This is a genomic window from Lentzea sp. NPDC092896 (assembly GCF_044754905.1).
In the GTDB taxonomy this organism is placed as follows: domain Bacteria; phylum Actinomycetota; class Actinomycetes; order Mycobacteriales; family Pseudonocardiaceae; genus Lentzea.
The window spans coordinates 67,567-92,605 of the sequence record NZ_JBIVPX010000003.1; the positions used below are offsets into that span (position 1 = coordinate 67,567).

27 protein-coding genes are annotated in these 25,039 nt (G+C 69.3%); 10 read left to right on the forward strand and 17 right to left on the reverse strand.

The window, feature by feature from the left end:
• Nucleotides 1-18 precede the first annotated feature (18 nt).
• From ACIQF0_RS16000 to ACIQF0_RS16020, 5 genes are all read right to left on the reverse strand, one after another.
• Nucleotides 19-864 carry a hypothetical protein gene (locus ACIQF0_RS16000; RefSeq protein ID WP_401030119.1) on the reverse strand — a complete coding sequence of 282 codons (846 nt, stop codon included), beginning with the start codon at nucleotides 862-864 and terminating at the stop codon, nucleotides 19-21.
• Nucleotides 865-947: 83 nt separating this feature from the next.
• Nucleotides 948-1,505 (reverse strand): hypothetical protein, encoded by a 558-nt coding sequence (locus ACIQF0_RS16005; protein ID WP_401030120.1) that lies wholly within the window; start codon nucleotides 1,503-1,505, stop codon nucleotides 948-950.
• Between the two features lie 126 nt (nucleotides 1,506-1,631).
• A complete protein-coding gene (locus ACIQF0_RS16010) occupies nucleotides 1,632-2,144 on the reverse strand; it encodes a hypothetical protein (protein WP_401030122.1) in 513 nt (170 codons plus the stop codon).
• 52 nt (nucleotides 2,145-2,196) lie between these two features.
• Nucleotides 2,197-2,679, reverse strand: coding sequence for a hypothetical protein (locus ACIQF0_RS16015; protein WP_360046536.1), 483 nt, complete (start codon nucleotides 2,677-2,679; stop codon nucleotides 2,197-2,199).
• A 50-nt stretch (nucleotides 2,680-2,729) separates the two neighbouring features.
• Nucleotides 2,730-3,314 carry a hypothetical protein gene (locus ACIQF0_RS16020; protein ID WP_360046535.1) on the reverse strand — a complete coding sequence of 195 codons (585 nt, stop codon included), beginning with the start codon at nucleotides 3,312-3,314 and terminating at the stop codon, nucleotides 2,730-2,732.
• Between the two features lie 109 nt (nucleotides 3,315-3,423).
• Between ACIQF0_RS16020 and ACIQF0_RS16025 the strand changes: the two genes are divergently transcribed.
• Both ACIQF0_RS16025 and ACIQF0_RS16030 read left to right on the forward strand, forming a co-directional pair.
• Nucleotides 3,424-5,064, forward strand: a complete 1,641-nt coding sequence (locus tag ACIQF0_RS16025) for a DNA repair helicase XPB (RefSeq protein WP_401030123.1) — start codon at nucleotides 3,424-3,426, stop codon at nucleotides 5,062-5,064.
• 38 nt (nucleotides 5,065-5,102) lie between these two features.
• The gene (locus ACIQF0_RS16030; protein ID WP_401030126.1) at nucleotides 5,103-5,489 is read left to right on the forward strand and encodes a hypothetical protein; all 387 of its coding nucleotides are present in this window, start codon (nucleotides 5,103-5,105) and stop codon (nucleotides 5,487-5,489) included.
• On the opposite strand, the gene ACIQF0_RS16035 is transcribed toward ACIQF0_RS16030, so the two are convergent.
• Nucleotides 5,463-6,122 carry a phosphonatase-like hydrolase gene (locus ACIQF0_RS16035; RefSeq protein WP_401030128.1) on the reverse strand — a complete coding sequence of 220 codons (660 nt, stop codon included), beginning with the start codon at nucleotides 6,120-6,122 and terminating at the stop codon, nucleotides 5,463-5,465. The genes ACIQF0_RS16030 and ACIQF0_RS16035 overlap by 27 nt on opposite strands.
• The gene (locus ACIQF0_RS16040; protein WP_401030130.1) at nucleotides 6,119-6,865 is read right to left on the reverse strand and encodes a GntR family transcriptional regulator; all 747 of its coding nucleotides are present in this window, start codon (nucleotides 6,863-6,865) and stop codon (nucleotides 6,119-6,121) included. The genes ACIQF0_RS16035 and ACIQF0_RS16040 overlap by 4 nt, the downstream gene beginning before the upstream one ends.
• A 96-nt stretch (nucleotides 6,866-6,961) precedes the next feature.
• Here ACIQF0_RS16040 and ACIQF0_RS16045 point away from each other — a divergent pair, with 96 nt between their 5' ends.
• From ACIQF0_RS16045 to phnE, 4 genes are read left to right on the forward strand one after another with little or no spacing between them, the layout of a single operon-like run.
• Nucleotides 6,962-8,248 (forward strand): TIGR03364 family FAD-dependent oxidoreductase, encoded by a 1,287-nt coding sequence (locus ACIQF0_RS16045; RefSeq protein ID WP_401030132.1) that lies wholly within the window; start codon nucleotides 6,962-6,964, stop codon nucleotides 8,246-8,248.
• Between the two features lies 1 nt (nucleotide 8,249).
• The gene (locus ACIQF0_RS16050) at nucleotides 8,250-9,137 is read left to right on the forward strand and encodes a phosphate/phosphite/phosphonate ABC transporter substrate-binding protein (protein WP_401030133.1); all 888 of its coding nucleotides are present in this window, start codon (nucleotides 8,250-8,252) and stop codon (nucleotides 9,135-9,137) included.
• Nucleotides 9,137-9,754, forward strand: a complete 618-nt coding sequence (locus tag ACIQF0_RS16055; protein ID WP_401030135.1) for a phosphonate ABC transporter ATP-binding protein — start codon at nucleotides 9,137-9,139, stop codon at nucleotides 9,752-9,754. The genes ACIQF0_RS16050 and ACIQF0_RS16055 overlap by 1 nt, the downstream gene beginning before the upstream one ends.
• Nucleotides 9,751-10,536 (forward strand): phosphonate ABC transporter, permease protein PhnE, encoded by a 786-nt coding sequence (gene phnE / locus ACIQF0_RS16060; protein ID WP_401030136.1) that lies wholly within the window; start codon nucleotides 9,751-9,753, stop codon nucleotides 10,534-10,536. The genes ACIQF0_RS16055 and phnE overlap by 4 nt, the downstream gene beginning before the upstream one ends.
• Here phnE and ACIQF0_RS16065 read toward each other — a convergent pair.
• Nucleotides 10,454-11,965, reverse strand: coding sequence for a trypsin-like serine protease (locus tag ACIQF0_RS16065; protein ID WP_401030138.1), 1,512 nt, complete (start codon nucleotides 11,963-11,965; stop codon nucleotides 10,454-10,456). The two genes, phnE and ACIQF0_RS16065, sit on opposite strands and share 83 nt — an antisense overlap.
• 129 nt (nucleotides 11,966-12,094) lie before the next feature.
• On the opposite strand from ACIQF0_RS16065, the gene ACIQF0_RS16070 reads away from it, so the two are divergent.
• From ACIQF0_RS16070 to ACIQF0_RS16085, 4 genes are all read left to right on the forward strand, one after another.
• Nucleotides 12,095-12,775: a response regulator gene (locus ACIQF0_RS16070; RefSeq protein ID WP_401030140.1), complete on the forward strand. Its 681-nt coding sequence runs from the start codon at nucleotides 12,095-12,097 to the stop codon at nucleotides 12,773-12,775.
• The gene (locus ACIQF0_RS16075) at nucleotides 12,772-14,145 is read left to right on the forward strand and encodes an ATP-binding protein (protein ID WP_401030142.1); all 1,374 of its coding nucleotides are present in this window, start codon (nucleotides 12,772-12,774) and stop codon (nucleotides 14,143-14,145) included. The genes ACIQF0_RS16070 and ACIQF0_RS16075 overlap by 4 nt, the downstream gene beginning before the upstream one ends.
• Nucleotides 14,146-14,630: 485 nt before the next feature.
• Nucleotides 14,631-15,083, forward strand: coding sequence for a hypothetical protein (locus tag ACIQF0_RS16080; protein ID WP_401030144.1), 453 nt, complete (start codon nucleotides 14,631-14,633; stop codon nucleotides 15,081-15,083).
• An 8-nt stretch (nucleotides 15,084-15,091) separates the two neighbouring features.
• Nucleotides 15,092-16,015, forward strand: coding sequence for an o-succinylbenzoate synthase (locus ACIQF0_RS16085; RefSeq protein ID WP_401031433.1), 924 nt, complete (start codon nucleotides 15,092-15,094; stop codon nucleotides 16,013-16,015).
• On the opposite strand, the gene ACIQF0_RS16090 is transcribed toward ACIQF0_RS16085, so the two are convergent.
• From ACIQF0_RS16090 to ACIQF0_RS16130, 9 genes are all read right to left on the reverse strand, one after another.
• A complete protein-coding gene (locus ACIQF0_RS16090; RefSeq protein WP_401030146.1) occupies nucleotides 16,000-16,533 on the reverse strand; it encodes a Uma2 family endonuclease in 534 nt (177 codons plus the stop codon). The genes ACIQF0_RS16085 and ACIQF0_RS16090 overlap by 16 nt on opposite strands.
• A 27-nt stretch (nucleotides 16,534-16,560) precedes the next feature.
• Complete coding sequence (locus ACIQF0_RS16095) at nucleotides 16,561-17,652, reverse strand: CapA family protein (protein WP_360046509.1); 1,092 nt, start codon at nucleotides 17,650-17,652, stop codon at nucleotides 16,561-16,563.
• 26 nt (nucleotides 17,653-17,678) lie between these two features.
• A complete protein-coding gene (locus ACIQF0_RS16100; protein ID WP_360046507.1) occupies nucleotides 17,679-18,275 on the reverse strand; it encodes an SRPBCC family protein in 597 nt (198 codons plus the stop codon).
• Nucleotides 18,272-19,096, reverse strand: a complete 825-nt coding sequence (locus tag ACIQF0_RS16105) for an FAD binding domain-containing protein (RefSeq protein ID WP_401030148.1) — start codon at nucleotides 19,094-19,096, stop codon at nucleotides 18,272-18,274. Before ACIQF0_RS16105 ends, ACIQF0_RS16100 begins: the two co-directional genes overlap by 4 nt.
• Nucleotides 19,093-21,519, reverse strand: coding sequence for a xanthine dehydrogenase family protein molybdopterin-binding subunit (locus ACIQF0_RS16110; protein WP_401030149.1), 2,427 nt, complete (start codon nucleotides 21,517-21,519; stop codon nucleotides 19,093-19,095). The genes ACIQF0_RS16105 and ACIQF0_RS16110 overlap by 4 nt, the downstream gene beginning before the upstream one ends.
• Complete coding sequence (locus ACIQF0_RS16115) at nucleotides 21,516-22,049, reverse strand: (2Fe-2S)-binding protein (RefSeq protein ID WP_401030151.1); 534 nt, start codon at nucleotides 22,047-22,049, stop codon at nucleotides 21,516-21,518. Before ACIQF0_RS16115 ends, ACIQF0_RS16110 begins: the two co-directional genes overlap by 4 nt.
• A gap of 80 nt (nucleotides 22,050-22,129) precedes the next feature.
• Nucleotides 22,130-23,221, reverse strand: a complete 1,092-nt coding sequence (locus tag ACIQF0_RS16120; protein ID WP_401030153.1) for an XdhC family protein — start codon at nucleotides 23,219-23,221, stop codon at nucleotides 22,130-22,132.
• Complete coding sequence (locus ACIQF0_RS16125; protein WP_401030155.1) at nucleotides 23,214-24,188, reverse strand: VWA domain-containing protein; 975 nt, start codon at nucleotides 24,186-24,188, stop codon at nucleotides 23,214-23,216. Before ACIQF0_RS16125 ends, ACIQF0_RS16120 begins: the two co-directional genes overlap by 8 nt.
• On the reverse strand, nucleotides 24,185-25,015 hold the full coding sequence (locus ACIQF0_RS16130; RefSeq protein WP_401030157.1) for an AAA family ATPase: 831 nt from the start codon (nucleotides 25,013-25,015) through the stop codon (nucleotides 24,185-24,187). Before ACIQF0_RS16130 ends, ACIQF0_RS16125 begins: the two co-directional genes overlap by 4 nt.
• Between the last annotated feature and the right edge of the window lie 24 nt (nucleotides 25,016-25,039).

A 25,039-nucleotide genomic window follows, 5' to 3' on the forward strand; every position in this document is an offset into this window, starting at 1 on the left:
CGCCAATTTCTCGTTCGATCACTGCCCGCCGAGCGCGGTCACGCAGTACGTGATGCCCGGTGAAGGCTCGGTGTACGAGATCGCCGTGGCCTCACCGCAGTCCGCGGTGGCCGCCTTGACGAGCTTCTCGATCTTCAGGACCTTCTGGATGGTGGCCGCGCTGCCCTTCGAGCAGTCGACGACCTTCATGCCCTCCATGTTCATCTTGACGAGCTCTTCCTCGTAGCACTTGCCCTCCTCGAGCTTCTCCACGAGGCAGAGCTTCAGCGACGAGCTGCGCCGGCCGGACTCGGTGTACTCGGCGTAGTCGTCGCTCGGGCACGCCTCGGTCGTCGAGTTCATGGCCTTGGCGATGAAGTAGTTCGCCTCAGGTGAGCCGCAGTCGACCTTCTTGTACTTCGGGCTGAAGGTCGTGCCGGTGACGTTCGCGCAGTCCCCGGCCTTGGCGGACGGCTCCGTGATGGCGCTCAGGCCGCCGCCGATCAGGACCTTCACCAGGATGCCGACGCCGACGAGCACGACGATGGTGATGATCGAACCGATGACCTTGCCGGCGCCGCTCTTCTTGGGCGGCGGGCCGTAGGGCATCGGCTGGCCCATGGGCTGACCGGGCATCTGGCCGGGAGGCGGGCCGTACGGGTTCTGCTGCTGGGCGTACGGGTCACCCGGCTGGCCCTGGTAGGGCTGCTGGGCATACGGGTCACCGGGCTGACCGGGCTGTCCTGGCTGGCCGGGGTAGCCCTGACCGGGCGGCGGACCGTACGGGTTCGGCTGGCCCGGCTGCTGGCCGTAGGGCTGCTGCGGCTGTCCACCGGGAGGCGGCCCGTAGGGCCCTGGCTGCTGGGGGTAGTTGGGGTCGGTCACTGGATTCCTCTCGGATGGGTCAAGCGAAAGACAGCGAAACCGGAGCCGTGGGACACGACTCCGGTTTCACGAGTGCAACGCTGTTAGGCGGGTGCACCGACGCAGTAGTTCAGCTTGACCTCGGGGTACGGCAGCGCCTGCTCCCCCTCGGCGCACTGCGGCGCGGCGGCTTCCTTGACGACCTTGGTCACCTTCATGGTGCTGGCGCCGGAGCACTCGACGGCCTTGAGGCCGATCCCACCGGTGTTCTCGCCGTAGCACTTGCCCTCGGCGAGAAGCGGCGCGAGGCACAGCTTCGTCTTCGGGCCGCGGCGCTGCGTCTGCGTGTACTCGTCGTAGCCGTCGCCGCAGACCTCGCTCGTGCCACCGGCCTTGGCGACCGTGTAGTTCGCGTCGGCGGCACCGCAGTCGACCTGCTTGTACTCAGGGCTGGTCGACGTGCCGGTGATGGCGGCGCAGTCCCCCACCTTGGCCTGGGCGACGTCGCTGGTGAAGTAGTTGAACGCGTAGAACGCGCCACCGACGACGATCAGACCGACGATGTAGGTCAAGATCCGCTTGCCGATGCTCGACTTCTTCGGCGCGGGCTCCTGCGTGGGCTCCGGCGCGGGCGCGGGCGAAGCGGATTCAGTCGTGCTCATGCGGGTTCTCTCATTTCCGAATTACCCCAGACGGCCCATGCCCCCCGACACAGCCGGAGCAGAGAGTGCCACGCAGCGCGGGAAACCGCTCGGGCTTTACGGAAACGTTACGACTACTTGGATCAGCTACTGGGTCGCGGTGCAGTAGGTCAGCTTCACCTCGGGGTAGCTGTACCGCTGCTCCTCCGCCGCGCACGACTGTCCCGGCCCGTCCCGGCCGATCTTCGTGACCTTGAACGAGTCCGCTCCGCACTCCACCGGCGTGAGTTCCATGCGGGAGGAATCGGCCGGATAACAGGCGCCTTCCTCCCACAGCGGGACCAGGCAGATCTTGACCTCGGGGTCCTGCGCCCGCCTGGTGATCATGTCCGCGTAGGCGTTCGCGCAGCTCTTCGACTTGGCGAGCGACTCGGTGACCACGTAGTTCGCGCTCGACGACGTGCAGCTCACGGTGTCGAGGTCCGGTTCGTTCGAGTAGCCGGTGACGTTCGCGCACTCACCGGTCTTCGGCGCCGTGATCGGGGCGAGGAACTCGGTCATGCCGTAGATGGCGACCGCCGCGGCGACCAGCGTGAGTCCGTAGGTCAGCACTCGCGTCCCGAGGTTCTTCCTGGGCGCGGGCGGCTCGTCGATCATCACGCCGCGCAGCGTTCCACGTGGACGGTCGGACGTGGTGCGGTTTGCGGGAAGATCACTGCTTCTGGTCGCCGCGCTCCAGGCAGAAGGTGATCGCGGGCTCCGGGAAGACCGCCGCGCGCGTGTCCCCGCAGGCCGCTCGGTCGGCCTTGCCGCTGACCACCTTGGCGACCTTCACCGAGTCCTTGGTCGCGCAGTCGACCTTCGCGATGCCGGTGTCGGAGTTCTGGCCGTAGCAGGAGCCCTCGACGAAGTTCGGCATGAGGCACAGCGTGGCGTCACCCGTGTACGTCGAGTAGTCCATGCCGCCGGACGGGCAGGCCTTCTCGTTCCAGTCGAGGATCTTGGCGATCTTGACGTTCGCCTGCTCCGAACCGCAGTCGAGCGCCTGGTACTTCGGGTTGTCGAGCGCGCCGGAGATCCGCGCGCAGTCGCCGGGCTGGGCCGCCTTGGCCACGTCGCCGAGCTGGTTCATGACGAACCCGCCGAGCAGGACGAGCGCGATGACAACGGCGATACCCAGGCCGACCTTCTTCATGGCCTGGGTATCGGCGTCAGACGGGGTTCAACTCAACCGAGTTCACCCGATCAGGATCCTTCGTGGACACCCATGCAGTAGACCGAGGCCGGTTCGGTGAACCGCAGCTCGCTGGAGCCCTCGGGGCAGACCGAGCCCTCCTCGGGCAGCCCGTCGACCTTCTTCACGATCTTCACGGGCGAGTCCGTGGTGCAGGCTTCCTTCTTGAAGGCGCCGTCGTCGCTCGACGTGTAGCAGTTGCCCTCGGCGAGGTTCGGCATCAGGCACATCGTCTTGCCGTCGGACTGCATCTGCTCGTAGATGCCCTCGGCGGGGCACTGGTCCTCGGCGTTCTTCAGCACCGAGGCGACTCGATGCGTGGCATCGACGTCGCTGCAGCTCTTCGACGAGATGTTCCAGTCGCCGTCCGGCTTGTCCACGTCCTTGGGCGAGGCGCTCACGCAGTCGCCGACGCTGGTGCTGTTGAGCGACGTGAGCGCCCACACACCGCCGCCGACCAGCACGATCGCCAGCACGCCGACGATGACGAACTTCAGCCAGTTGTTCTTCTTGGGCGACTCGTCGGTCTCGGACTCCTCCGGAACCGGGGTCACCACGGCCGGCGGCTCGACGGGATCAGTCGACTCGGTGCTCATGCGCGAGAACGTACGACACCGGGTGTTGGCTGCGTGTGTCGCCTCACACTTGTTGTCGCCAGTTGACGCTGGTCGAACGCATTTGGCGTCGTCAGGGAGACTTGTCGGCGTGACCGATGGCCCTTTGATCGTCCAGTCGGACAAAACGCTGCTGCTCGAGGTCGACCACCCGCTCGCCAACGACGCGCGCACGTCCATCGCGCCGTTCGCCGAGCTGGAGCGGGCTCCGGAGCACGTGCACACGTACCGCGTGACGCCGCTGGCGTTGTGGAACGCACGGGCGGCAGGTCACGACGCCGAGCAGGTGGTGGACGCGCTGGTGCGGTTCAGCCGCTATCCGGTGCCGCAGCCGCTGCTGGTGGACGTGGTCGACACGATGAGCCGCTTCGGGCGGCTGGTGCTCGCCAACAACCCCGCGCACGGGCTGGTGCTGCACTCCAACGACCGCGCGGTGCTCGAAGAGGTGCTGCGCAACAAGAAGATCGCGCCGATGTTCGGGGCCCGCATCGACGACGACACCGTCATCGTGCACCCGAGCGAGCGCGGGCGGCTCAAGCAGCTGCTGCTCAAGGTCGGCTGGCCGGCCGAGGACCACGCCGGGTACGTCGACGGCGAGGCGCACACGATCGAGCTGGAGGAGAACGGCTGGAAGCTGCGCGACTACCAGCGACTGGCCGCGCAGGCGTTCTGGGCGGGTGGCTCCGGCGTCGTCGTGCTGCCGTGTGGAGCGGGCAAGACGCTGGTCGGCGCGGCGGCGATGGCCGAGGCCCAGGCGACCACGCTGATCCTGGTCACGAACACCGTGGCGGGACGGCAGTGGAAGCGGGAGCTGATCGCGCGCACCTCGCTGACCGAGGACGAGATCGGCGAGTACTCCGGCGAACGCAAGGAGATCCGCCCGGTCACGATCGCGACCTACCAGGTGATCACCCGCAAGTCGAAGGGCGAGTACAAGCACCTGGAGCTGTTCGACTCGCGCGACTGGGGCCTGATCGTCTACGACGAGGTCCACCTGCTGCCCGCGCCGGTCTTCCGGATGACCGCCGACCTGCAAAGTCGCAGGCGCCTGGGCTTGACCGCGACCCTGGTCCGCGAGGACGGCCAGGAGGGCGACGTCTTCTCGTTGATCGGGCCGAAGCGCTACGACGTGCCGTGGCGCGACATCGAGGCGCAGGGCTGGATCGCGCCCGCCGAGTGCACCGAGGTCCGGGTGACGCTGACGGACAACGAGCGGCTGCAGTACGCGACGGCGGAGCCCGAGGAGCGCTACAAGCTCTGTTCGACGGCCAGGACCAAGATCCCGGTGGTCAAGCGGGTGCTGGAGCGGCATCCCGGCGAGCCGACCCTGGTGATCGGTGCTTATCTGGACCAGCTGGACGAGCTGGGCGAGGAACTGGAGGCGCCGGTGATCAAGGGATCGACGAAGAACAAGGAACGCGAGCAGCTGTTCGACCAGTTCCGGCGCGGCGAGGTCCAGACGCTGGTGGTGTCGAAGGTCGCCAACTTCTCCATCGACCTGCCAGAGGCGTCGGTCGCCATCCAGGTGTCCGGCACGTTCGGGTCGCGCCAGGAGGAGGCCCAGCGCCTCGGCCGGATCCTGCGGCCCAAGGGTGACGGGCGGCAGGCGCACTTCTACTCGGTCGTCTCGCGCGACACGCTCGACACCGACTACGCGGCGCACCGGCAGCGGTTCCTGGCGGAACAGGGGTACGCGTACAAGATCGTCGACGCGGACGACCTGGTCGGATGACGTCCTGGTGGATGTGGGACCCGGCAGGGACCGCGCCAGTGCGGCGGTTCCGGTCGGAGGAGTCGCTCGCGAGGTCGGCGCCGGAGACCCAGGTCGTCCGGTCGGAGGACTTCACCTGTCCCTCGCAGCGCCGCCGCGCCACCGCGGTGCGGTCGGACTTCCTGCGGGTGGGCGGCGATCCGGTGCAGGTCGCGTTGGTCGAGCAACGGCTGTGGACGCTGCTCGTGGCGTTGCGCCGGTCTCAGCCTCTTCGTGACGCGCTGGCGACCGCCGCGCCCAGGGCGGGGCGGGCGGCGCTGGTGGCGGAGCCGTCGCGCGAACTGGCCGAGTTCGATCGGCGCTTCGACCAGTTCGCGGACGCGCTGCGGGTGCTGGTCACCGACCCGACGCCGGAGCAGCTACGCCACACCGCCGCTTTGGACTAGGGCCGGGACCTCAGCGACGGACTTCAGCAGGTGCGTGTGCCGGACGGCGCTGAGCTCCTCGGCCGTCTGGCTGCCGCTGAGGACCCCGACGACGAACCCCGCGCCGGCGTTCATGCCCGCCTCCAGGTCTCTGGTGGTGTCGCCCGCGATGAGCACGCGCCGGACGTCCCGGACCCCGGTCAGCTCCATCGCCGTGAAGATCATGTACGGCGCCGGGCGGCCCGCGGACACGTCGTCCACGCACACCACCGCGTCCAGCACGCCCTCGCGCCAGCCCAGGACGTCGAGCAGGCCATCCACGATCGGGCGGTCGAAGCCGGTCGTCAGCGCGACCTTCACACCGTTGCTCCGCAGGTGTGCCAACGCTTCCGGCACTCCGGGGATCGGCGTCGGCGGCGTCTCGGCGTAGTACTGCCCGAGCCGCTCGTGGAAGTCCTTGAACTCGGCATCCACATTGGACTTGCCGAGCATCGACGAGATCGCCTCGTACTTGTCGGCGCCCATCCAGGCGCCGACGTCCTCGGCTGATCCACCGGCCGCGATCACGGTGTCCGCCAAGGCTTGGTAGACGAGTCCGTGCTCCTCCACGGTGGTGCCGGCGATGTCCAGCACCACGAGGTCGACGGGGTTCACGAGGCCCTCCAGTCCCGCAGCAGCGCCGGGTGCGCCTGCTGGGAGTTCTCGATCGAAAAGCTGACCATGTCCGGGCGGTAGCGGTCGTCGGAGTACTCGACCGGACGTCCGTCCATTCCGGACGCACGCCGCCGTTCCCGCAGAAGTGGGGCTCCTGGAACAACTTCCAGCAGTTCGGCGTCTTTGTCGTCGGCTGCGACGGCGTCGATCTGGTGCCGTGCGACGGTCATGTCGACGCCGTGCTCGCCCAGGTAGGCGTAGAGCGAGCCGCTGTCGCAGTCGAAGTCGAACAGCAGGCGCCCCACCGGTTCCACGAACGTCGTGCGCTCCAGCATCGTCGGCCGGCCGTCGATCAGCCGTTGCCTGAGCAGTTGCACGACCGGCGTGCCCTCGTCGAGCTGGAGTGCGTCGGCGATGTCGGCGTCGGCCGGGCGGCGCGCGATCTCCAGGGTGCGTTGTCCCGGAACGTGCCCGAGACCCGCGGCCCAACTGGAGAACGACAGGAACGTCTCGAACGGCTGCGACAGCGTGTGCCTGCGCACCACCGCGGGCTTGCCGCGACCGCCGCCGATCATGCCCTCGGCTCTGAGCGAGGTGAGCGCCTGCCGGACCGGCGCGCGCGAGGCGTTCCACTGCGCGCACAGCTGCGATTCGGACGGCACCGGGTCGCCGACGGCCAGTTCACCCGAGCCGATGCGGCGGCGCAGGTCGGCCGCGATGCGCTCGTGCAGTGGCATCTCCATGCAACGAACGATACATGTCATAACAAGTCTGAACTCCAAGTGAACACATCAGAACAGCCATTGATTCTCGTTCTGAGGCCACTCATCGTTCTTGTCATGACAAGTGTGGACCTGGTGGTCGTCGGCGCGGGTGTCGTCGGGCTCGCGCACGCCTGGCACGCGGTGCGGCGGGGTCTCTCCGTCGCCGTGGTCGAGCGGGACGAGCACGCGGCCGGGGCTTCCGTGCGCAACTTCGGGCACGGGTGCTTCACCGCTCAGGACGGGGTGGCGTTCGAGTACGCGATGGCTGCTCGCGAGCAGTGGCTGACGCTCGCTCGCGAAGCCGGTTTCTGGCTGCGGGAGTCCGGCTCGATCGTCGTGGCCCGCGCGGAGGACGAACTTGAGGTGTTGCGCGAGTTCGCCGAGGTCCGCGATGTTGAGTTGTTGAACAATCCGACGAAGGGATCGTTCAACAATCCGACGACCCGGTTGTTCAACAATCCAGCGACAGGATCGTTCAACAATCCCCCGATCAGCCACGTCGGCGCAGGATCGTTCAACAATCCTCCGATCGGCAGCGGCAGCACCAGCGCAGGATCGTTCAACAATCCCCCGATCGGCAGCGGCAGCGCGGGATCGTTCAACGATTCAGGTGTTGGATTGTTGAACAATCCCTCGATCCTCGGCGCCGCCCTGCTCCCCCTCGACATCCGCGTCAACCCACGCGAAGCCGTCCACGCGATCGCCGCGCTGCTGGCCGACCGCGGGGTCACGTTCCACTGGTCGACCAACGTGCTCACTGTCGAGCCGGGCCTGGTCCGCACCTCGCGCGGCGAACTCCGCTGCCGCGCGGCGGTCGTCGCGGTCGGCCACGACGTCGACAGGTTCTTCCCCGATCTCGCCGAGGAACGCGAGATCCAGCGCTGCCAGCTGCGCATGCTGCGCGTCGCGCACGGCGGAGTGATCGACCCGGCCGTGCTGACCGGGTTCTCGATGCTGCGCTACGAGGCGTTCGCGCGGTGCCCGAGCACCGAGAAGGTCCGCGAGCGCCTCACCCACGACCACCCCGAGCTGGTCGAGGCGGGGCTGAACCTGATGTTCACCCAGCTCCCCGACGGCTCGCTCACGATCGGCGACACCCACCACTACAGCCGCACGGTCGCCCCGTACCGGCCGGAGGACCTCGACGACCTGGTCCTCACCGAGACGGCCCGCCTCCTCGGCGTGCCGGCCCTGCGCGTGCTCGAACGCTGGCGCGGGATCTACGCGTCGGCCCCAGAACCCTTCCTGACCGCGACGCCCGTTCCCCTCACCAGGGCCGTCTCGGTCACCTCCGGCATCGGCATGACCACCGCGCTCGGCCTCGCCCCGGCCGTGCTCGACGACCTCCTCCAGGAGATGTGAGATGAGAGCCTTCAGCGTTGTCCTCGCCGCGACACTGCTGCTGACAACAGCCTGCGGCACCACGAATTCCGCTGCCGGCGGCGGTGACTGCCCCAACGGCAAGGTGCGCTTCGGCGTCGAGCCGTACGAGGACCCGGAGAAGCTCAAGCCCGCCTACGAGGTGCTCGCGAAGGCGCTGACCGCCAAGCTCGGCTGCGAGGTCGAGCTGCAGGTCGTCGACGACTACGCCGCCGAGGTGCTGGCGATGCGCAACGACAAGCTGGAGATCGCCCAGTTCGGTCCGCTCGGCTACGTCTTCGCGGCGCAGAAGGCCGGCGCGGAGCCGATGGTCTCGTTCGCGGACGGCTCCGGGAAGCTCACCAGCTACACCGCCGGCATCTGGGTCCCGAAGGACTCGCCGGTGCGGAAGATCGAGGACCTGGGCGGGAAGGCGCTCGCGCTGAGCAGCGTCGGGTCGGCGTCCGGTGACGCGCTTCCCCGCTACGGCCTCAAGAAGCACAACGTCGACGGCGTGAAGCTCGACTACGCGGGCGGTCATCCCGAGGCGATGTTGTCGCTGGTCAACGGCAAGGTCGACGCCGCAGAGATCAACAGCCAGACGCTGGCCACGGCGCGGTCCGCCGGCACGTTCGACGAGTCGAAGTTCCGCCAGGTCTGGAAGTCGGAGCCCATCCCGAACGACCCGATCACCGTGCGCGGCGATCTCGACCCGGCGTTCAAGGACGAGGTGCGCAAGGCGTTGCTGGAACTGGAGACCGCCGACGTCGAGAAGGTCGGCGCGTTCCTCGACGTCACCCCGCCCGGACCGCTCGTTCAGGTCGGCAACGACACGTACAAGGTGCTCTTCGACCTCGCGACCACGCTGGGGCTCAAGGAAGAGGACGTCTGATGCTCGCCATCCGCGGCCTGCGCAAGTCGTTCGGCGGCCGGGTCGTGCTGAACGGGTTCGACCTCTCCGTCGAACCCGGCGAGTTCGTGGCGCTGCTCGGGCCGAACGGCTCGGGCAAGTCCACGGCGCTGCGGTGCGTGGTCGGGCTGGAGACCCCGGACGGCGGGTCGATCGAGGTCGGCGGGAACGCCGCGATGGTGTTCCAGAAGATCCACCTGGTCGGCCGCCGCACCGCGCTGGACAACGTCTGCTCCGGCGCTCTCGGCAGGCTTCCGTTGCGCCGCTCGTGGTTCTTCCCCGCCGACGTCCGGGAAGAGGCCATGCGGTGCCTGGACAGGGTCGGGCTCGCGGACCGCGCGGTGGACCGGTGTGCGCGGCTTTCCGGTGGCCAGCAACAACGTGTGGCGATCGCGCGGGCGTTGTGCCAGCGCGCCAACGTGATCCTCGCCGACGAACCGGTCTCGGCGCTCGACCCGCAGGCCGCCGTGCAGGTGATGGAACTGCTGGTGGACCTGGCTTCCGAAGGCCTGGCGGTGGTCGCCGTGCTGCACCAGCCCGAGCTCGCCCGGACGTACGCGCACCGGATCGTGGACATGCAGACGGTGGTGGCGGCATGACGATCGCGGTTCCCAAGCGCCGCTGGCCCTCCGCCACGGTGTGGGTCGTCGTGGCGGTCGCGGTCGTCGTGCACGTGCTTGCCTGGCAGGCCACGGAGTTCTCCCCCGCCGCGCTGATCGCCGGCTGGGACGGCATGGCGGACTTCCTCGCCGAGTCGATGCCGCCGGACTTCTCGGTTCTCGGGAAGTCGTTGGAAGCAGCGGTGATCACGCTCTACATCGGACTGCTCGGCACCACGTTCTCGATCCCGTTCGCACTGGTCCTGGCACTTCTGGCTTCGCGTGCGACGACTTCGGCGGCGTGGGCGCAGCAGGCGGCTCGCGCGGTGCTGTCGTTCCTGCGCTCGGTGCCGGACGTGGTGTTCGCGCTGATCTTCGTGACGGCGGTCGGCCTCGGACCGTTCGCGGGCGTGCTGGCGTTGGTGTTCCACAACACCGGCGTGATGGGCAAGCTCTGGGCGGAGGCGATGGACGAGAGCGACCGCGGGCCGCGCGACGCGTTGAAGGTGACCGGTGCGTCCGGTCCGCAGATCGCGCTGCACGCGGTGCTCCCGACCGTCCTGCCTTCCCTGGCGGGACTTCTGCTCTACCGGCTGGACGTGAACGTGCGGTCGTCGCTCGTGCTCGGCCTGGTCGGCGCGGGCGGGATCGGCTTCCTGATCAACCAGTCGATCAAGCTGTTCCGGTTCGACGAGATGGTCACGCACATCCTCGTGGTGCTGCTTCTGGTTGTCGTGGTCGACCAGGCTTCTGGTCTCGTGCGCAAGCGGCTAGGTGCTTGACCTGCTGGCCGTAGCGGGCGCCTTGGCGCACCGTCACCGAGCCGTCCGCTGCGACCTCGCAGGGGTTGTTGGCCGTGCACTGCTCACCGCTGTCGTTGCCGGTGCTGTGCACGCCGACGACCGTGACGCCGTCCCTGAGCACGATCGGTGAGCCCGACCCGCCGTGCGACGGTCCGCACTCCGGGTCGTACCTGTAGGCGTTGTCCTGCGTGTAGCCCTCTTCGCGCAGGTGCGGGACGACGGCTTCGATCGTGCAGCTGAAGCGCTTGCCGTTGCCCGACGAGATGATGTCGACGCGTTCTCCCGGCCTGGCTGACCTGTCCGCGAGCTTGAAGACCTTCACGCCCTTGGCCTTGAGCTGCGCGTAGGTCTGGTCGAGCTGGAAGAGCGCGGTGTCGGTGCCGGTCATCGTCGCCGTGACGAGACGGGTCGTCTCGGCCTTGGCCTGCTGGTAGCCCTGGCGGTCGCCGATGGTCACCAGGAGCTTGAGCGCGACGTCCTTCAGGGTCTCGCCGGGCGCGGGGCGGTCCGGGAGGCAGTGGCCGTTGGTGAGCAGAAGTGCCTGGTCACCGGGCTTGCTGTGATCGGTCCTGACCACGGACGCCGAACAGACTCCTCCCAGCGACGCGGCGCCTTCGAGGTTCGGCACCGGGGTGTCCGGCGGGTTGATCCTGCCGGTGACGACGTCGTTGATCCAGCCGGTGAAGTGGTGGACGTCGGTGTACATGACGGGGCGGTCGTCGCCGCCCGCGCCGCTCACGATGCCCGCGATCACCCAGCGGTCGCCGTCGCGGACCAGCGCCGGGCCGCCGGAGTCCATGTTCGTGGCCGCGACGCTGCCGTCCAGCGCGCCGATGCACAGCTCGCGATCCGCGTAGATGCCTTCGCAGGCCGTCGTCGGCTGGATCACGGTGTCCGCCTCGCGCAGCTTCTGCGGGTAGCACTCGGGTGCGCGCCGGTCGCACGTCATGCCCCAGCCGAGGATCCGCGCCGTCGTCCCTTCCGCGGGTCGTGCGGCGGGTAGTGCGACGGGCTTCGTCCTCGCGGGTTTCTTCAGCTTCAGCAGGCCGATGTCGCCGTCGTGGACGGGGTTGGGCGCGTAGGTGATGAACCGCTCGACCGCGATCACCTCACCGCCGCTGCCCGCGTCCGTCGTGCCGAGGCGGACCGTCCAGTCCCGCGGCCTGCCGACCTGGGCGAGGCTGGGGTTGTTCCTGGTGCAATGGCCCGCGGTGACGGCGTACTGCGGGGCGACGAGCGTGACGCCGCAAGTGTGGCCGTCCGCGCGGGGTGAGTCGGGCCGTTGGAGCGAGCCCGAGAACGGATAGGGCTGCGGGGCCTCGACCCCGCCTCTGATCGCCAGCGCCGGAGTCACGGTGGTGATCATCGCGAGAGCGGCGAAGGTCATCGCCGGTAGCACTTTTCGCATGTCACAGAGGCTGTCGAACCCGTGTGCGCGCACGGTGATAGCTGCGCAACAACTGCGCACGGGCGGTCGTTACGCAACGATGACGTCGCAAGAACGTCCCCATGAGACCCATCGGGAAAGCTGGAGGACATGCCGCGCGTACTGCTGATCGAGGACGACGAGGCGGTCCGCGAAGGACTGTCGCTCGCCCTGACCTACCAGGGACACACCGTGGACGCGGTGCGCACGGGAGAGGAAGGCCTCGACCTGCTGGGCAGCGTCACGCGCGACGTGGTGGTGCTGGACCTGATGCTGCCGGGGGTCGACGGGTTCGAGGTGTGCCGCCGCATCCGTGCCACCGGCGACCTCCCGATCATCATGCTGACCGCGCGCAACGACGACATCGACGTGGTCGCGGGCCTGGAGGCAGGTGCCGACGACTACGTGGCCAAACCGGCGCAGGCCCGCGTGCTCGAGGCCCGCATCCGCGCCGTGCTGCGCCGCTCGACGGCCTCGGTCGCCGAGGTCGTGGCCGAGCGCTACGGCGACCTGACGATCGACCGCGAGGGCCTCGTGGTCACCCGGTTCGGCAGGCCGGTCTCGCTGGCGCCCACGGAACTGCGGTTGCTGCTGGAACTCTCCTCGTCGCCCGGTCGCGTGATGTCGCGGCAGCAACTGCTGGGTTCCGTGTGGGACCAGGGCTACCTCGGCGACTCGCGGCTGGTCGACGCGTGCGTGCAGCGGCTGCGTTCGAAGATCGAGGACGACCCGGCCGCGCCCGTGTACGTCCAGACCGTGCGCGGATTCGGCTACCGCTTCGGACCGCTGTGACGCTCCGCCTGCGACTGCTGCTCGCGTTCGCCCTGCTGACCATCGTGACCGCCGCGGCCGTCGCCGGCGCCGGTTACGTGCGGGCCCGCGACGCGATCGTGCAGCGCGCCCAGGACAACGCCGTCATCGAGACCACGAACCGCGTCGAGCAGCTCTACCCGTTGCCCGCGCGTGCCGTGGACACCGCCGTCCTGGAACGCGTCGCCGCGCGGGTCTCCGGCCGCGAAGGCCAGGCTTTGGCTTACGGCAACGGGGTTTCCGCGGGCGGCATGAACCCGTCGGTGATCACCGCGGAGCTGCGTTCGCTCGTGTCGTCCGGACGCGTCGGCTGGCAACGCGTGTCGTACGCGGACGGCGTGTGGCTGGTCGTCGGCATGCAACTGCGGGTGTCGTCCGGTGCCCCGTCGGGCATCGAGGTGTACGTGCTGCGGCCGTTCACGTCGGAGATCGCGTTCGTCGACGAGCTGGCGCGCAACGCGTGGCTGATCGGCGGCGCCGTGCTGATCCTGGCCCTGGGACTGGGTTTCCTGGCGGCCCGCGGTGTGCTGCGCCCCGTCCGCGAACTGCAACTGGCGGCCTGGCAACTCGGGCAGGGAGACCTCTCCGCGCGGGTGCCGGTGCGTGGGCGGGACGAGCTGGCGTCCGTCGCGTCGACGTTCAACAGCACGGCCTCCTCGCTGGAACACCACGTCGGCGAGCTGCGCCGGATGGAGGCGGACGCGCGGCGGTTCGTGGCGGACGTGTCGCACGAGCTGCGCACTCCGCTGGCCGCGATGACGGCCGTGACCGACGTGCTGGACGCCGAGACCGCCTCACTGCCCGGTGTCGCGGGCCAGGCCGCACGGCTGGTGAACCGGGAGACGCTGAACCTGACCCGGCTGGTGAACGACCTGATCGAGGTGACCCGGTTCGACTCGGGGACGGCCGCCCTGGCGCTGGACGACGTCGACGTGGCCGAGGTGGTGCGAACCTGCCTGCGGATGCGCGGCTTCGAGATCACCGCGACCCTGCCCGAGGGCGTGCGGGCGCGGCTGGATCCGCGGCGGCTGGACGTGATCGTGGCGAACCTCGTCGGCAACGCGCTGCGGCACGGCGCCGCTCCGGTGTCGCTCGTGCTGTCGGTGTCGGGGTCCTCGCTGGTGATCGAGGTCGCCGACTCCGGGCACGGCCTGCCCGCGGAGGTCCTGCCGCACGTGTTCGCGCGGTTCTACAAGGCCGACTCGTCGCGGGGGCGGTCGGAGGGGTCGGGGCTGGGGCTGGCGATCGCGTGGGAGAACGCGCGGCTGCACGGCGGCACGCTGGTGGCGGCGAACCGGCCGGGTGGCGGGGCGTTGTTCACGCTGCGGCTGCCGCTGGGTGGTGAGTCTTGAGGCCGGAAACTGTCGGTGCCGCCTGGGAGAATGGAAACAGGGGGACCCCCGGGAGGGGACCCCTGCGTGAGCTTGGACTGGCGGCGGGGAGATCCCTGCGCGGGCTTGGGCCCGAAGCCGGGCGACCTCTGCGCGAGTTGGGATCCGCGTCCGGACGACTTCTGCGCGAGCTGGGACCCGCAGCCGAACGACCCCTGCGCGAACTGGGACCCACGGCCGAACGACCCCTGCGCGAGCCGGGACCCGCAGCCGAACGACCTCTGCGCAAGCTGGGACCCGCAGCCGAACGACCTCTGCGCAAGCTGGGACCCACGGCCGAACGACCTCTGCGCAAGCTGGGACCCACGGCCGAACGACCTCTGCGCGAACTGGGACCCACGGCCGAACGACCTCGCGAGCGTGCGCTGACAGCGCACACGCACGCTGTCGGAACGCATGCCCGGTGGCAAACCCTGCGCGAGCTCGGCCCCAAAGCGGGGCTGCCCTTGCGCGAGCTTGCGCTGGCCGTCCTCGTGCTCGCCGTGCTCACCGCGTGCGGCATCCGCCCGACCGACCCGATCCCCGGCCTCGAAGCCCCCAGCGGCCCCACCGAGAACACCTCGCCGTCGCTCTTCTGGGTCGCCCCCGGCGGCAGGGTGATCCCCGTCGGCCGGCCGGAGGGCAGCCTGAGCGGGTTCGACGTCGTGGCCCTGCTGGCCCAGGGCCCCACCAACGACGAGCAGGCCCGCGGCCTCGCCACCGAGGTGCCGTTCGACGCCGCGCCCGCCACCGTCGACCGCGTCGCGAACGGCCTCGACGTCACCATCTCCGGCGACGTCTCGCAGCTCAGCGGCCCCGCTGTCCAGCAGATCGTGTGCACGTTGCTGACCGTTCAGCCCGTCGGCACGGTGAACCTGCGCGGGGGCGGGCATTCGCTGGAGTTCCAGAAGTGCGCTTGAATCGGCGCGTGCACGTCTACTCCATTCCGATGCGCGCCCGGTTCCGCGGCATCACCCAGCGCACCGGCCTGCTGTTCGAAGGGCCGGCCGGGTGGGGCGAGTTCTGCCCGTTCGAGGAGTACGACGACGACGAGGCCGTGGCCTGGCTGGCGTGCGCCATGGAAGCCGCGAACGAGGGCTGGCCGGCACCGGTCCGGGACCGCATCCCGGTCAACTGCACCGTGCCCGTCGTCAGTCCCGAACGAGCGCACGAGATCGTGGCGCGGTCGGGCTGTTCGACGGCCAAGGTGAAGGTCGCCGAGTCGACGCTCGCGGACGACTGCGCGCGGCTCGAAGCCGTGCGGGACGCACTCGGACCTGCGGGGTTCGTGCGGATCGACGCGAACATGATGTGGGACGTCGACACGGCCGTCACCGCGATCAAGGCCATGGACAAGTCCGCCGGCGGGCTCCAGTACGTGGAACAACCGTGCCACACGCTGGACGAACTGGCTGCGGTCCGGCGCAGGGTCGGCGTGCCGATCGCCGCGGACGAGTCGATCCGCAAGGCCGACGACCCGTTGAAGGTGGCCGTGTCCGGTGCCGCGGACATCGCGGTGATCAAGGTGGCACCGCTCGGGGGCGTGCGGAAGGCGCTGGAGGTGGCCGAGGCGTGCGGGCTGCCGTGCGTGGTGTCGTCGGCGCTGGAGACGTCCATCGGCATGGCTGCCGGGGTCGCGCTGGCGGCGGCACTGCCCGAGCTCGACTACGCGTGCGGGCTGGCGACGTTGTCGCTGCTGGACGGCGATGTCACGAGCGACTCGCTGACGCCGGTGGACGGTTATCTGCCGGTGCTGACGAAATCACCCGTGCCCGACCGGATCACGGAGTTCGAGACCGGAGACCAGGCCTGGGTCGAGCGGTTCCAGCGGGTGCGTCAGTCGATGAGTTGATCCAACTGGATCTTCAGGGGAAACGGCTCAACCGACTCGTGGACACCGGTCGCGGCAGGTATCTCCTGGTAAAGCCGCTCTTCGGTGAGCCGCAACGGAGTCAACGAGATCGGATCGAGGTCGACGATCCAGTAGAACGGGATGCCGGCCTCCGCGTAGTCGAGGCGTTTGGCTCGACGATCCGTGTAGCGCGAATGGGACGACAGCACCTCGACGGCGAGGACGACCTCCGCGGCACGGACGAGGCCACCTCCCGCTCTGCGTGGGAACACGACCAGATCCGGGCGGCGGACGAAACCAGGTTCGCCCGGCGGGGCCAGCTCCAGGTCCACGTCGACGGCGTAGGTGACCTGGAGCTCCGCCGGTAACTGGCCCGCCAGCTGCATGATCAGGTTGCCGCAGGCGTAGTTGTGATCGGCGAGCGCGTTGGGCGACCGGATCAGACGCCCTTCGACGAGCTCGGTGCAGCCGACTTCGCCAAGCGCGGCGTATTGGGCAACGGTCAGCAGTTCGGTCACCAGATCACCGTCGCACATGGAGGCGATCTAAGGCTTGGCCCTCGCCAGCCCCTGCGCCGCCGCGCCCATGCTGAACACGACGCCCTCGGTCCGGTTGATCGCCTCGGTCCGCCTGGCGGAAGCAGGCACCCGAGTCAGGTCCACCAGCCGGATCGGCGGCCCCAGCTCCACCAGCGTGGGCGTGTAGGAAGCCTCGACCACGGTCCACCCGGCGGGCCGCTGCTCGAACTTGAACCGCGCGATCGCCCCCTCCTCGGTCACGCCACGGGGCTCCTCGTGCCGCGCGACCTCGTTCCCGAGCCCGTAGACGACCCACTTGTCGCCGATCTTCTCGAACGGCTGCACCACGTGCACGTGCGTCCCGATGATCAGGTCCAGCGCGGGATCGGCGAGCAGCTGACGGGCCAGCGCCTTCTGGTCGGCGGTCGCCTCGTGCTGGTACTCGTTGCCCCACTGCACGGACAGCACGACGACCTCGGCGCCCGCCTCGCGCGCCTTCCGCGCGTCAGCCAGGATCTTGGCCGCGTTGATCTGGTTCGCGCGCCACGGCTGGGGCAGCGGGATGCCGTTGAAGCCGTACGTGAACGACAACTGCGCCACCTTCACGCCGCCCGCGTCCAGGATCAGCGGCGCCGCCGATTCCTCCTGCGTGCGGAACGAGCCGGTGTGCTTCAGGCCGACGGCGTCCATCGCGTCCAGCGTCGACGTGATCGCCGAGACGCCGCGGTCAAGCGTGTGGTTCGAGGCGGTCGAGCACGAGTCGTACCCCACGTCGACCAGGCCCTTCGCCACCTCGGGCGGCGCCAGGAAGGCCGGGTAACCGAAGAACGGGCCCTCCTTCGGGCCGAGCGGCACCTCCAGATGGCACAAGGCCAAATCGGCCTTCAGGGTGTCCTTGATGCCCGAGAACAACGGCAGGAAGTCGCGCCCGGCCGCACCACCGTCGGCGACCGCCTGCTCGGTCAGCGGCGGGTGGATCAGGATGTCGCCACCGGCGGTCAGCACGAACGAACGCGGCGGCGGTGGGCCCTGGGAGGTCGTCGCCGGCGTCGGCTGCGCCGAGGTGATGACGACGGGCGAGCCGGTGCACGCGGACAGCAGAAATCCGGTGACCAGCACGAATGCCGACCACCGGATCCCACGCTTCAGCGCTGCCGCCTGCGTCGCAGGACCACGAACAGCACGACCGCCAGCACTGCGGCCGCGAGGGGCAGCACGCGCTTCAACACCGGAACGCCTGCCGTGTCGATCAGGTCGATCGGCTCGTCGGGGACCACTCGGAGATGCTGCTGTTGCGCCACCTCGTCAGGATCCACGGATCCCAGCGTGCTCGCCAGGCATTCCGCGAACTGGTCGACGAGCTTGCCGCTGACCTCGGAGATCAGGCCACGCCCCAGCTGAGCCGGACGGCCCGTGATCGACAGGTCGGTCTCCACGTCGACCGAGTCGCCGACCACGAACGTCACCACCGCGGACGCCGTGCCGTTGCCGCGGGTGTCCTTACCCGCGGCTTTCATGACGGCGCGGCGGAGCACCGGGTCGATCTCCACGAACTCGCCGGTGCCCCGGTACAGCAGTTGCACCGGTCCGAGTTTGACCTTCACCTCCCCGCCGAACGACTTGCCGTCCACCGAGGTCAGCGTGGCGCCGGGCAGGCAGGGCGCCACCCGTTCGGGATCGATCAGCGCCGCCCACACCTCCTCGGCGGGCCCCGGCGACACGAACGAATGCGTCAACTTCATCCCGCGACCGCCGCCGTCAGCGCACGACCGGTCAGCACACGGGCCAGGTTGTCCTTGTAGCTGTCACCGGCGGACGCCCGCAGAGCCGCCTCGGAGATCACCTCGGCGGAAGCGGGCTGCCCGACCAGGGCCGCCTCGACCTCGAACGCGCGCAGCGGCCCGGACCCCACGTTCGTGAGACCGACCCGAGCAGCGGAAATGGCTCCGTCCCGCACCTGCACGGCCGCCGCCACCGCGACGATCGACCACGCCTGCGCGACCCGGTTGAGCTTCTCGTAGTGCGCGCCCCACCCGGTGTACTTCGGCACGCGCACGTCGATCAGGATCTCGTCGGGAGCCAGCGCCGTCGTGAAGTAGTCGACGAAGAACTCCGACGCCGGCACCTCACGCCGCCCGCCAGGACCGGCGATGATCATCACCGCGTCCAGGGCCAGCGCGGGTGCCAGCAGGTCGCCCGCCGGGTCCGCGTGGCACAGCGAACCGCCGAACGTGCCGCGGTGCCGGATCTGCGGGTCCGCCACCGTGTCCGTGACCAGCTTCAGGAGCAACGCGTGGTCGTGGATCAGGTGATCGCGCTGCACCTCGTAATGCGTGGTCATGGCACCGATCAGCAAAGAGTCGCCGTCGTCGCGTACGCCCGTCAGCTCGGTCAGGCCGCCGATGTCGATCAACGCCGTGGGTGCTGCCAGCCGCATGCGCAGCACCGGCACCAGCGACTGCCCGCCCGCGATGACCTTGGCGTCCTCGCCCTCCTCTGCGAGCATCCGCACGGCTTCGTCCACACTGGACGGGAACAGGTACTTGAACTCCGCCGGGATCACGACTGTCCTCCCTGCGCGTCGATCGAACCGAGCCCACCCGCGGCCACTTCGCCCGCGCCTTCGTCCGGCCTGCCCTGCAAAGCGGTCCACACGCGTTCCGGCGACATCGGCATCTCGATGTCCCGCACGCCCAGGTGCCGCACGGCGTCCAGCACGCTGTTGACCACGGCCGGTGTCGAGGCGATCGTGCCCGCCTCGCCGACTCCCTTGGCGCCCAACGGGTTGGACGTCGCCGGCGTCTCGGTGCGATCCGTGAGGAACGCCGGGAGGTCCGCCGCGCACGGCACGAGGTAGTCGGCGAACGTCGCCGTCGTCAGCGTGCCCATCTCGTCGTGCGTGGCCTCTTCGTACAACGCCTGTGCGATGCCCTGCGCCAGCCCACCGTGCACCTGACCGTCGACGATCAACGGGTTCATGACCGTGCCTACGTCGTCCACGGCCACGTAGCGGCTGATCCGCACCATGCCCGTCTCGGTGTCGACTTCCGTTGCGCACAAATGGGTTCCGTGCGGGAACGAGAAGTTGTCCGGGTCGAACGTGGCGTCGGCGTCCATGCCGGGTTCCATGCCCTCGGGCAGGTCGTGCGCGACGTGCGCGGCCAGCACGACGTCACCCAGAGTCCGCACGGTCGACGTGCCGCGAACGGAGAACGAACCGGCAGCGAACTCCACGTCCGACTCGTCGCACTCCATCATGTGCGCTGCCAGAGTGCGGGCCTTGGCCAGCACCTTCTCCGCCGCGTGCACCAGAGCGGTGCCACCGACGGCCAGCGAACGCGACCCGTAGCTGTCCATGCCCTTGTGGGACGTGGCCGTGTCGCCGTGCAGCACCTCGACGTCCTCAAACGGCACGCCGAGCCGGTCGGCGACGATCTGCGACCAGACCGTCTCGTGGCCCTGCCCGTGCGGCGAGGTTCCGGTGATCACCTCGACCTTGCCGGTGGGCAGCATGCGGATCGACGCGGTCTCCCATCCTCCTGCGGCATAACGCAAAGCGCCCAGGACGCGGGACGGTGCGAGACCGCACATCTCGGTGTAGGTGGAAATTCCGATGCCCAGTTGCACGACAGAGCCGTCGGCGCGACGCCGTGCCTGCTCTTCGCGCAACTCGTCGTACCCGAACAGTTCCATCGCACGGGCCGTCGCGGCCTCGTAGTTGCCGGAGTCGTACGTGAGCCCGGCGACCGTGTTGAACGGGAACTCCTCGTGCTTGATCCAGTTCAGCTCGCGGATCTTCATCGGCTCCATGCCGAGCTCGACCGCGAGTTCGTCCATCATCCGCTCGATCGCGAACGTGGCCTCGGGTCGTCCGGCACCGCGATAGGCGTCCGTGGGCACCTTGTTCGTGAACACGTTGGTGCACACGAACCGGTAGGCGGCGAACTTGTAGATCGAGTTGAACATGAACGCGCCCAGGATCGGCACACCCGGCGTGACCAGGCGCAGGTAGGCGCCCATGTCGGCGAGCAGCTCGACCTTCAGGCCGGTCACGGTGCCGTCGCGGCGGGCGGACAGCGTGAGCTTCTGGATCTGGTCGCGGCCGTGGTGCGCGGACAGCATCGACTCGGTGCGCGACTCCGTCCACTTCACCGGACGGCCCATGCGGCGCGCGACCAGCAGGCACAGCACCTCTTCCGGCGTGACCTGGAGCTTGCCGCCGAACCCGCCGCCGACGTCGGGCGCGATCACGCGGAGCTTGTGCTCGGCGATGCCCGTGACGGCCGACAGCATCCAGCGCAGGATGTGCGGGATCTGCGTCGCGGACCAGACCGTGAACATGCCCGCGGTGGAGTCCACGACGACCGACCGCGGTTCCATGAACGCCGGGATCAGCCGCTGCTGCTTGAACGTCCGCTCGATCACGACCTCGGCCGCCGCGATCTCGTCCTCGACGTCGGTCCCGACCCCTGCCTCGGCGGAGTCGAAGATCCACGTTGCGCACTTGTTGGTGCCGAGATCGTCGTGCACGAGATCGTTGTCCCGCAACGCTTCTTCCATGTCGAGCACGACCGGCAGCTCGTCGTAGTCGACGTCGATCGCTTCCAGCGCGTCCGCGGCCCGGTAGGCGCTGTCGGCGATCACGAGGGCGACGGCCTCACCGGCGAAGTTGACCTGTCCGACGGCCAGCGGGGGCGCGGGCGGGGCCTTCATGTCCTCGGTGATCGGCCACGCGCACGGCAGAGATCCTTGCTCCGCGGCGAAGTCCTCGCCGGTCAGCACGACTGCCACACCGGGCATCGCCGTCGCGCGGCTCACGTCGATGTTGGTGATGCGGGCGTGCGCCATGGGGCTGCGCAACACCGCCATGTGCAGCATGCCGGTCAGCTGCAGGTTGTCGGTCCAAGTGGTCTGGCCGGTGATCAGCCGCGCGTCCTCCTTGCGGAGCCGGGCCCTGCCGATCTCCGGTTCCGCGGTGGCGGTCATTCGCCACCTACCGGCTGCTTCGAGCTGACGTGCTCGTCGCTGTGCTGTTCCTGCCTGGGGCCGGCGCCGGGCTTCATCCGCTGCGCGGCGTCCTGAACCGCGCGCACGATGTTCTGGTAGCCCGTGCAGCGGCAGAGGTTGCCCTCCAGGCCTTTGCGCACGGTCTCGTCGTCGGGATCCGACTCGTCGGCGAGCAGGTCGATCGCCTGCATGATCATGCCGGGCGTGCAGAAACCGCACTGCAACGCGTGGTTGGAGTGGAACGCCTCCTGCACCGGATGCAGCTTGCCGTCGCGGGCGAGGCCTTCGACGGTGGTGACCTCGTGCCCGTTCGCCTGCACGGCGAGCATCTGGCACGACTTCACGCTGTGGCCGTCGAGGTGGACAGTGCAGGCACCGCAGTTGCCGGTGTCGCAGCCGACGACGGTGCCGGTCTTGCCCAAACGCTCTCGCAGGTAGTGCACGAGCAGGAGGCGGGGTTCGACCTCGTCGGCGTAGTTCACTCCGTCGACGTTGACCGAGATGTGCATTGAAACCCTCCCAGGGTGGTGGGCCTTCAGTGACGAGGGTCACTTCAGCTTGCTCCCTGTTTGCGAGTTCAACAACCCGATCACCGATGAATCGGCACCTTGAGCTCACTGAGCCGGCGCCCGGTTCCCTTCCACCGCAAGGAGATGATCTCGGCCGCAATCGCAACTGCGGTCTCTTCAGGGGTTCTGGCGCCGAGATCGAGGCCGATGGGCGATGACAACGCCGTAAGTTCGGATTCGGTCAAACCCGCTTCGCGCAACCGTTCCAGCCGATCTTCGTGCGTGCGGCGGGACCCCATCGCTCCGATGTAGCCGACCTTCAGTCGCAACGCGACTTCCAGCAGCGGCACGTCGAACTTCGGATCATGCGTGAGAACGGCGATCACCGTGCGTTCGTCGAGCTTGGACGCTTCGCCTTCCAGGTACTTGTGCGGCCAGGCGACGACGACCTCGTCCGCCTCCGGAAAACGGCTGCGCGTCGCGAAGACCGGTCGCGCGTCGCAGACGGTGACCCGGTAGCCGAGGAACGCGCCGAGCCGGGCCATCGCGGCGGCGAAGTCGATCGCACCGAACACGAGCATGCGCGGCGGCGGTTCGAACGAGTTCACGAAGACGCTCATGCCCTCGCCGCGCCGCTGCCCGTCCGGCCCGTACTGGAGCACGCCGGTCCGGCCGGACGCCAGCATGCCGCGCGCGTCGTCCGTGACGGCGTCGTCGATCCGCGCGCTGCCGAGACTGCCGTCACGCCGGTCCGGCCAGATGACCATTCGCCGCCCGATGCCGTCCGGGTGCTCGATGACGGTCGCGACCGCCACCGGTTCCTCGGCGCGCACGGTCTCCACCACCTCGGCGAGCTGCGGGAACGTCTCCGAGCTGATCTTCTCGACGTAGATGTCGATGATCCCGCCGCAGGTCAGCCCCACGGCGAACGCATCGTCGTCGCTCACGCCGTAGCGCTGCAGGACCGGGCCGCCGGTCTCCTGCGCCAGTTCGTAGACCGCGCCCTCGACGCAGCCGCCGGACACGCTGCCGACCGCCTCGCCGTCCTGCGTCACGAGCATCGCCGCGCCCGCCGGCCGGGGTGCCGAGCTGAAGGTCGCGACCACCGTGCCGACGCCGACCGTCTCGCCGTTCGCCACCCGTTCGGCGAGGTCGTAGAGGACATCACGCACGGCGCACCTCCTTCAGCAGTTCTTCCAAAGCGTGCACGCTGTGGCCCGCGACCATCGTGTCGACGTGCGGGAGCGCCGCGACCACACCGCTCTGCAACGGCCGGTAGCCCGGTTTGCCCGCGTGCGGGTTGGCCCAGATGACCTTGTGGCTCACGCGTCTCAGCCTCGCCATCTCGGTCGCCAGCAGGGTCGGGTCGCCGCGTTCCCAGCCGTCGCTGAACAGCACGACCACCGCACCTCGCTGCCGCCACTGCTGGTTGAACCGCCGCAGCGCGTCGCCGAGCCGGGTGCCGCCCTCGTAGTCCGGGATAGCCCTTCCCGCGGCTCGCAAAGCGCGTTCCGGATCGCGTTCGCGCAACTGGCGGGTCACGCGGGTCAGCCTGGTGCCGATCGTGCGGACCTCGACGGGCATGGCGTGGGCGATGACGTGCGCGAACCGCAGCAGCGCGTCCGAGTAGGCGGCCATCGAGCCGGACACGTCGATCAACAGCACCAGCCTGCGTGCCTTCACCCCGCGACGGCGGTGGCGCGGCAACGCGATCTCGCCGCCGGTCTCGATCATCGCGCGCACGGTCCTGGCCAGGTCCATCCGGCCGCGACGGGCCTTGCGGAGCCGGCGCGACCGTCTGCGCGGCGGGAGCGGGCTCAGCCTGGCGATCAGCGGTGCCGCGTCGAACTCGGAGATGTCCTTGTGCTTCAGCACTTCCACATCGGACGCCGCGACGCCGACGGTGACCGAGTCGAGTTCGATCGTCGTGCGTGGACGCGGCGGGGTGCCGCCGAAGTACGCCCGGTACGCGGCGTCGTAGCGCGGCAGGTCGTCCGGGTCGGCGCACAGCGTGAGGCGCCCGGCCCAGTACAGGTCGACGTGCTCGGTGGCCCGCAGGAACGCCTGGACGCGGTCCGGCCCGCACGGGAGTCCGGCGCCCCGCAGGACGCCGGCGAACCCGACGCAGGCTTCCGTCACCCCACGATTGTGCTCCCGATCACGCGATCCGCGTCCTCCCGGTACTTCAGGACGGCCCCGAGCGTCGTCACGTCCGGTTCGGTCCGGCCCAGCGCCTGAAGTGCCCGCGCCCAGTCCAGCGACTCCGCGACGCCCGGCGGCTTCAGCAGGTCGAGGCCGCGCATCTGCCCGACGGCCTCCGCGACCTTCCGCGCGAGCCGTTCGTCGAGGCCGGGGAGGGTGCGGCGGAGGATCGCGACCTCCCTCTCCAGGCTGGGGTGCTCCAGCCAGTGGTAGAGGCAGCGGCGCTTCAGCGCGTCGTGGACCTCGCGGGTCCGGTTCGAGGTCAGCACGGTCAGCGGCGGTGTCGTGGCCCTGATCTCGCCGAACTCGGGGATGCTGACCGCGTTCTCGGACAGCACCTCCAGCAGGAACGCCTCGAACTCGTCGTCCGCCCGGTCGATCTCGTCCACGAGCAGCACGCACGGCGCCGTCTCCAGCGCCTGCAACAACGGCCGGGCCAGCAGGAACCGTCGCGTGTAGAGGGAGGCCTCGTCCACCTCGCCGCGCGTCTCCAGCACGCGCAGGTGCATGAGCTGACGCGGGTAGTCCCAGTCGTACAGGGCCTGCGTGGCGTCGATGCCCTCGTGGCACTGCAGCCTGATCAGCGGGACGTCCATCGACTTCGCGAGCGCCAGCGCGAGCGAGGTCTTGCCGGTGCCGGGTTCGCCTTCGAGGAACAGCGGCCGTCCCATCGCGACCGCGAGGAACGCCGCGGTGGCCACCCCGCCGTCCGGCAGGTACCCCGCGCGGTCGAGCCCTGACGCGAGCTCCTCAGGGGACTCCATGAGCCTCAGAGTACGACTACGGTG